This window comes from Marinobacter sp., from assembly GCF_035268745.1.
Classification (GTDB): domain Bacteria; phylum Pseudomonadota; class Gammaproteobacteria; order Pseudomonadales; family Oleiphilaceae; genus Marinobacter.
Window position 1 is genome coordinate 1 of record NZ_DATFKH010000077.1, and the last position, 3455, is coordinate 3455.

At 56.3% G+C, this 3455-nt stretch carries 4 protein-coding genes; 3 read left to right on the plus strand and 1 reads right to left on the minus strand.

Going from position 1 to position 3455, the window contains the following annotated elements; translation table 11 throughout:
• Positions 1–1137: DUF1631 family protein (locus VJ956_RS06725; RefSeq protein WP_324083059.1), on the minus strand; the 1137-nt coding region annotated here is incomplete at its 3' end.
• Positions 1138–1367: 230 nt separating this feature from the next.
• Between VJ956_RS06725 and tadA the strand changes: the two genes are divergently transcribed.
• The 3 genes from tadA to VJ956_RS06740 form a co-directional block, all read left to right on the plus strand.
• Positions 1368–1877, plus strand: a complete 510-nt coding sequence (gene tadA, locus VJ956_RS06730; RefSeq protein WP_324083064.1) for a tRNA adenosine(34) deaminase TadA — start codon at positions 1368–1370, stop codon at positions 1875–1877.
• A gap of 8 nt (positions 1878–1885) precedes the next feature.
• Entirely contained in the window at positions 1886–2869 is a 984-nt protein-coding gene (gene galE / locus VJ956_RS06735; RefSeq protein WP_324083060.1) for a UDP-glucose 4-epimerase GalE, read from the plus strand.
• Positions 2870–2920: 51 nt separating this feature from the next.
• On the plus strand, positions 2921–3455 hold a 535-nt coding region (locus VJ956_RS06740; protein WP_324083062.1), incomplete at its 3' end, for a nucleotide sugar dehydrogenase.

Sequence of the window (3455 nt, forward strand, 5' to 3'; positions counted from 1 at the left end):
TGTCCCGTAACCATCCTCCAGCGCCATTAACTGGAAGATTGATTGTGTGGCTCTGGCGGAGGCTGCACCTGGCTGGCCGGCTTCCCGGGCGCTGCTGCGCTGGTCCTGACCGCTTTCGGCTATTGGTTTTTTCAGCTCTGATACTTTGTCACCGAGCGACCAGTTCGCTGGCAGTTCTGTCATTTCCAGGGCTTCAAGCCCGTCTTTGCGAAAGTCGTTGATCATTGACCGGACCGCTGCGGACCAGACTTTTGCAAGTGCATTCTCCCAGGCCCGGTAAAGTGTGGGCCGGTTTTCCCCGGCAATTCCCAGGTTGTCGACGGCGTGTTGCAGACAGACACCTAACGCCCGCGGCGCCAGCGGATTGTTGTCATTATTGACATCCAGGTGGAAGACCTGGTTCATGAACTGGTTCAGCAGGAAAATGAAACCTTTGTTGGCTTTGCTGATGCGCGTGGAAATAGCCTGGAGGTCGAGCCAGTCCTCGAATTCATGACGTTCCAGCAGGTGCAGTTCGCTGCCATTGACATGGAGCCTGGAGGGGGTTTCCAGATCCGCCTGGTTAGCCTGGAACTGAGCCCGATAATCTCTGAGCATCCGCTGCCGACGGCTCTGGAAAATGAAGCGCATATCCTTGAGTCGCGTGATTTCACGCAACTCCGCTGCCTGCTCAAGGTCGGCTTCAATGCCGGCAAACGTGCCATCCATAAACTCGGGAAGTAACTGGTCGAGAAGTTTCCGGCAATGCTGGTGGTAGAGCTCTTTCAGTATATTGCCATGCGGTGGCTCACTACCGGTCGGGCTGTGAAACAGACGCTCTGTGTCACCAGGCGCCATCGCATCCCGGTCATCAACCTCGAATGAAAAGCCTTCGGTGCGGGCGGAAACTGACCCCTTGAAGTGGATACGCTGTCTGTCCGCCCGGTTACCGAGGAAAACATGGAGAGCCGCCTGAGCGCCTGGCCGTGACGAAAAGTGTTCAGAGACCCCGGGTGAAGAAAGTTCGACCAGATCGAGCCGAACCGTGCTGCCGTCCCTGACCACCCTGGCAATCCTGCAGGCACATGGAACAAGACCCGGTGCGACCACCAGTGCATAAAGATTGAGCCTGGAACCCGAGGCTCCGGACCGGGTCATTGAGTGCCTTCCTGTGCGCAACGACATCAATCGATTTTCATCCTGTTCCTGGAGTCAGTGTCATTTGCAGCCGACACCTGAGTGAGCACCATCCCGTGTACACCGTCTTGAGCGCCCGATTCACAGGTCCCCGGCACCCAACTGATGCGAATTATCACCCAGCGGTGTTATATTCACCACCTTCAGCCAGTATGGCGACGTCAGTTTGAGGATGCAGGACCTTGGCTATTATGCCAGACCGGGATGATGAATATACAGATGATTACTGGATGAAGAGGGCGCTGGAGCATGCAGATATGGCGCTTGCTGCTGGCGAAGTACCGGTCGGCGCCGTTGTGGTTCGCAATGGTCGCGAAATCGGCGCCGGTTTCAATGCCCCGATATCAAGCTGTGATCCCACGGCCCATGCCGAGGTAAGGGCGTTACGGGATGCGGCGGCCCGGGTGGGCAATTACCGGCTTTCCGGTGCTACACTTTACGTCACACTCGAGCCCTGCACCATGTGTGTTGGAGCCATTGTTCATGGCAGAATCAGTCGCCTGGTTTATGGGACAACGGAACCCAAGGCCGGGGCGGTCGAGTCAGCCCGTAAAAGTCTGCAGGACGGGCATCTGAACTGGCAGGTCGAAACAACCGGGGGCGTTCTGGCCAGTCAGTGCGGGGCCCTCATTCAGAATTTTTTTTCCGCCAGACGTGAAGCTCATCGTCTGCGCAATAAACAGTCATCAGGGAAGGAGTAGTAACAGTCATGAAAGTTCTGGTGACCGGCGGTGCCGGGTATATTGGCAGTCATGTGGTGCGGCAGCTGGGCGCGGCTGGTCATGATGTGGTGGTTTTCGATAATTTGTCCACCGGCTATCGCTGGGCCGTGACCTGCGGCGAGCTGGTTGTCGGGGATCTTGCCGATGAATCGTCTCTTGAACAGGTCTTTGCAGATCATAACATCGAGGCTGTTCTGCATTTCGCTGCAAATATTGTGGTCCCCGAGTCTGTCGAGAACCCGCTGAAGTATTACAGCAATAACACCCGTAATACCCTGAATCTGTTGAAAGCAGTGGAGCGACACCGGATTCCCTATCTGGTGTTTTCATCGACGGCTGCGGTTTATGGCATGCCCGAGCAGACCGTGCTGACCGAAGATCTGGCGCTGGCACCAATCAATCCCTATGGCGCATCAAAAATGATGAGCGAACGGATGATCATGGATCTGGCGGCAGCGCGCTCTTCAAACTACGTTATTCTGCGCTACTTCAATGTGGCAGGAGCCAGCCGCGACGGGCTGCTGGGCCAGGCGACGCCTGAAGCGACCCATCTGATCAAGGTGGCCTGTGAATGTGTAACTGGCAAGCGGGATGGCATGAGTGTGTTCGGCACCGATTACGACACCCGCGATGGCACCTGTATCCGGGATTACATCCACGTGGAGGACCTCGCCAAGGCGCATGTCATGGCACTGGACTACATGGCCGATGGCGGCGAGTCACGGGTTCTCAATTGTGGCTACGGGCGCGGCTTCACCGTACGTGAAGTGATTGACGTGGTTAAACAAAAGTCCGGAAACGATTTTCCCGTTGAGGAAACCGGCCGCAGGGCGGGCGATCCCGCTGCGCTGATGGCGGACAACTCGCAGATCAGACAGGTGCTTGGCTGGCAGCCGGATTATGATGATCTGGATACCATCGTCGGGACGGCACTGGCCTGGGAAAAAATCTGGCAGGACAGGCAGGGCTGATACCGCGCTGTCGGGTTATCAAACGAATCGCATATTTTAAGGTTTTAAAGGATGAAAATTACTATTTTTGGTACCGGTTATGTTGGGCTTGTTACCGGAGCCTGTCTTGCCGATGTGGGTCATGATGTGCTGTGCATGGATGTGGATCAGGGCAAGATTGACAAGCTCAGAAACGGGCAGATTCCGATCTTCGAACCGGGCCTGGAGTCCATTGTCAGGCATACGGTAGAAGCTGGTCGCCTGTCGTTTACCACCGATACAGAGCAAGCGGTGGGCCACGGGACCCTGCAGTTTATTGCCGTCGGCACGCCGCCGGACGAAGACGGTTCAGCGGATCTGCAGTATGTCACCGCAGTGGCTCAATCGATTGGCCATTACATGACCGAATACAAGGTTGTCGTGGACAAGTCCACGGTGCCGGTGGGTACTGCTGACAAGGTCAAGACGGCTGTCCGTGGCGAGCTGGACAGGCGCAGCCTGGAACTGGATTTTGATGTGGTCTCCAACCCCGAGTTCCTGAAAGAGGGTGCCGCCGTCTCCGACTTCATGAAGCCGGACCGTATTATAGTGGGCACGGAAAGTGACC

What these genes read in the sequence shown, in the direction of transcription:
- galE (WP_324083060.1), top strand. Translation starts at nt 1,886, where the DNA reads ATGAAAGTTCTGGTGACCGGCGGTGCCGGGTATATTGGCAGTCATGTG.
- tadA (WP_324083064.1), top strand. Translation starts at nt 1,368, where the DNA reads ATGCCAGACCGGGATGATGAATATACAGATGATTACTGGATGAAGAGG.